At 43.3% G+C, this 3,426-nt stretch carries 3 protein-coding genes and 1 tRNA gene; 3 read left to right on the plus strand and 1 reads right to left on the minus strand.

Annotated features, from left to right (window positions below; genetic code table 11):
• The first annotated feature begins 17 nt into the window (after nucleotides 1-17).
• Nucleotides 18-92 (plus strand) — tRNA-Gln (locus REG_RS08895).
• A 446-nt stretch (nucleotides 93-538) separates the two neighbouring features.
• Nucleotides 539-982, plus strand: coding sequence for a hypothetical protein (locus tag REG_RS08900; RefSeq protein WP_006705337.1), 444 nt, complete (start codon nucleotides 539-541; stop codon nucleotides 980-982).
• A gap of 239 nt (nucleotides 983-1,221) precedes the next feature.
• Here REG_RS08900 and asnB read toward each other — a convergent pair whose 3' ends face one another.
• Nucleotides 1,222-2,886: an asparagine synthase B gene (gene asnB, locus REG_RS08905; RefSeq protein ID WP_006705338.1), complete on the minus strand. Its 1,665-nt coding sequence runs from the start codon at nucleotides 2,884-2,886 to the stop codon at nucleotides 1,222-1,224.
• Between the two features lie 113 nt (nucleotides 2,887-2,999).
• On the opposite strand from asnB, the gene REG_RS13505 reads away from it, so the two are divergent.
• Nucleotides 3,000-3,143, plus strand: a complete 144-nt coding sequence (locus REG_RS13505) for a hypothetical protein (protein ID WP_176603506.1) — start codon at nucleotides 3,000-3,002, stop codon at nucleotides 3,141-3,143.
• The last annotated feature ends 283 nt before the right edge of the window (nucleotides 3,144-3,426 follow it).

Below are 3,426 nucleotides of genomic sequence, written 5' to 3' on the forward strand. Positions count from 1 at the left end.
AAGGCGAAGGGTAGAGATGGGATATCGCCAAGCGGTAAGGCACCAGGTTTTGATCCTGGCATTCCCAGGTTCGAATCCTGGTATCCCAGCCATTCAATTTTCTATTAAACTTAACTCGCTCCTGACTGCCCCCCATTCGCTTTTTCTGACCATCATTTTCGCTTTATATACCCTTTGTCTTTGAAGTTGCCGCTAGGCGGCCAGGGCGTGAGACCCGATGAGCGTAGACAGACTACGTGATTCGGGCGAGGGCTCGCAGCCAACAACGCGGCGGCTTCAAAGGCGAAGGGTATAAACCTTCTGTCCTACAGTGCTTACATCCATCCCTGCGGCAATTTTTTCTTCGTTTTATATCAAAAACCCTCATTTTATATCAAAAATAAAATCATAATGTTAATGATATGTTGATATTTTATTAACATTAATGCTAAAAACATTGTAACTGTCCACTTAATAGATGATCGTTGCAATCACATCTGTATTATTCATCCTTATGAAGGCGGATTTGTAAAAAAGAAGCTACCTATTTAGGAGAAGAATGATGCCTAATAACATAGAAGCAGCTCTAACGGATCCGATTTCTCTAACAAACAATACACGCAGTGATCCAACAAGGATAGACTTGTCACTTATCGGCGTGTGCAATGTCAGCAGTAAAATGTATAACCTTTTATGTGGCGCTGCTGTAATAGGGGGCACTTCTCTTATAATGGGATCTTCATGGCTGATAGCAGCTTATGGGACAAATGATTTATACAAAAATCAGTCAGGTTCAGAAAGGGTATTTAATGAGGAGACGCTGCAAGTAATCAAAAAAATGACGATAGGTGTCGCTGCTTTTATGTCGGCGCAGGTATCTTTATATTTTCATCACCGACCTGAAGATATGCAAAAATTCCCTGAACGCATGCGTGCACTGCCCGTAGAAGTACAGAGAGAATTCCAAGACATAATCACAATCGCGGAGATAAAGAAGGGCTAGAGGCGAAACTCCAGCAATATAAGATGTGGAGACCTTTCTTTGAGTTAAGTAGAGCCTGATTAATTTAATCCATTTTTATGTTTAAAGGAGGGCAGGCGCCACTTTAGGCCGCGCCTGTACAGGAATGCGCAATATAGCCAAATCAGTTTAATTTGATTTAAGTGTTGTCGTCGCTTGCCGTACTATTTGGTCTGCGCTCCTCCGCCTTGAATCAAATTAAACTGCTTCGGCTAAATCAATTATTTATAGGCTGACTGGTGAACCCCTACTGTCCGCCCTGAAGGATCATCCTTATTTTTGAAGGATTCGTCCCATTCAATGGCTGTGGCCGAAGAACAAGCCACCGAAGGCCCTCCAGGAACACATTCGGCGGCGCTCTTCAAGGGAAACAATTCGGCAAAAATAGTGCGATACCAATAACCTTCTTTAGAGCTCGGCGGATTATAAGGGAAGCTAACAGCGGCTTGCGCCAATTCTTGATCGCTAATTTGTTTTTCGGCGATTGCTTTTAATGAGTCGATCCAACTGTAGCCAACGCCGTCAGAGAATTGCTCTTTTTGCCGCCAGGCTACACTCGCGGGTAAATACGAAGAAAAGCTTTCACGTAAAACCTGTTTCTCTATTTTTCCATTAACACACATTTTGTCTTGTGGATTAATGCGCATCGCCACCTCTAAAAAATTTTTATCTAAAAAGGGAACGCGGGCTTCAACACCCCAGGCAGACATGGCTTTATTGGCACGGGCACAATCATACTGATGTAAAGCTTGTAATTTTCGTACCGTTTCTTCATGCAATGCCTTTGCATTAGGGGCTTTATGGAAATAAAGATAACCGCCAAAGATTTCATCGGCTCCTTCGCCCGAGAGTACCATTTTGATCCCCATCGCTTTAATTTTACGTGCCATCAGATACATCGGCGTTGATGCACGAATGGTGGTGACATCGTAGGTTTCAATGTGATAAATCACATCTCTGATCGCGTCAATACCTTCTTGCTCGGTGAAATGAATTTCGTGATGTACCGTACCAAGATGATCAGCCACCTCTTTTGCCGCACGAAGATCAGGAGCCTCCTTTAAACCGACAGCGAAGGAATGAAGCTGTGGCCACCAGGCTTCTTTGCTTTCCGCCTCTTCGATCCGCCGCGCGGAAAATTTTTTGCTAATGGCGGAGATAATCGAAGAATCCAATCCCCCTGACAGCAGCACGCCATAGGGCACATCAGACATCAGATGACTTTTTACTGCTGCCTCTAAGCTATTACGCAGCTTATCTTTATCGGTAACATTATCTTTGACGTTATCGTAATCGAACCAGGTGGGATGATAATACTCGCAAATTTTACCGTCCTGGCTCCACAGATAACTACCGGCTGGGAATTCTTTAATACTTTTACAAATCGGCACCAGTGCTTTCATTTCTGACGCAACAAATTTATTGCCTGATGCATCCTCTCCTGTGTACAGCGGGATAATGCCCAAATGATCACGCCCTATTAAATAGGCATCCTTTTCACTGTCATAGAGTATAAAAGCAAACATACCTTGCAGATCATCTAAAAAATTTACCCCTTTTTGCTGATATAACGCCAAAATGACTTCACAATCTGAAGCGGTTTGAAAAACGTAATGAGCAGCATATTGAGCACGCAAAGCCTGATGATTATAAATTTCGCCATTAACCGCCAAAACATGGGTGCGCTTCCGGTTATAGAGAGGTTGAGCACCGGTATTAACGCCGACAATAGATAAACGCTCATGAACCAATATCGCTTTATCGCTGGCATAAACCCCCGACCAATCAGGACCACGATGGCGCATTAGACGCGACATCGCTAAGGCGGTTTTACGCAATTCGACCGGATCAGTCTTTATATCCAGCACGCCAAAAATAGAACACATAACAATCTCCCTAATGTCTTAAGCAGTGATAACCGTGGATTATAAACCACATTAGCCAACTCTCGCTATGATGACTATTTTTAAAGAGTGAATGTAAAAAACAGAGGGATCACATGCAAAAGATAACGGCTATTTTACTATTTTCAGCGATTTTATCAGTGCCCATCCCTGTTTTAGCTTCTGCTGCTGAGATCCTTGAGGCGTATAAAATTCAGTGGAAACATAAATATATGGGTATTGGGCCGGTATTATCCTGACCCCAAGAACACAGCGGGAAGGCACAAAAACCCCTCCCGTTTCCTCTCATAAAGGCATAAATAATGCGTCTCGAATAAGAAGGCTGACGCTTTTTTTATAAAAATCAGCTACCCCTCCTTACAATTTGCTTATATGCCGTAAAGAGACAGCGCGAGGGGGATTTTTATTAAAGTAGCATCCTAACCGCAATCTTGGTTTTCTACATCCACTTGTGCACCCAATATCAACATCGCACTAGTCATGACTAGAGTAGATAGACCCACCCAGTTTACTACAGCAGCA

It is taken from the genome of Candidatus Regiella insecticola LSR1 (assembly GCF_000143625.1).
GTDB classification, from domain to species: domain Bacteria; phylum Pseudomonadota; class Gammaproteobacteria; order Enterobacterales; family Enterobacteriaceae; genus Regiella; species Regiella insecticola.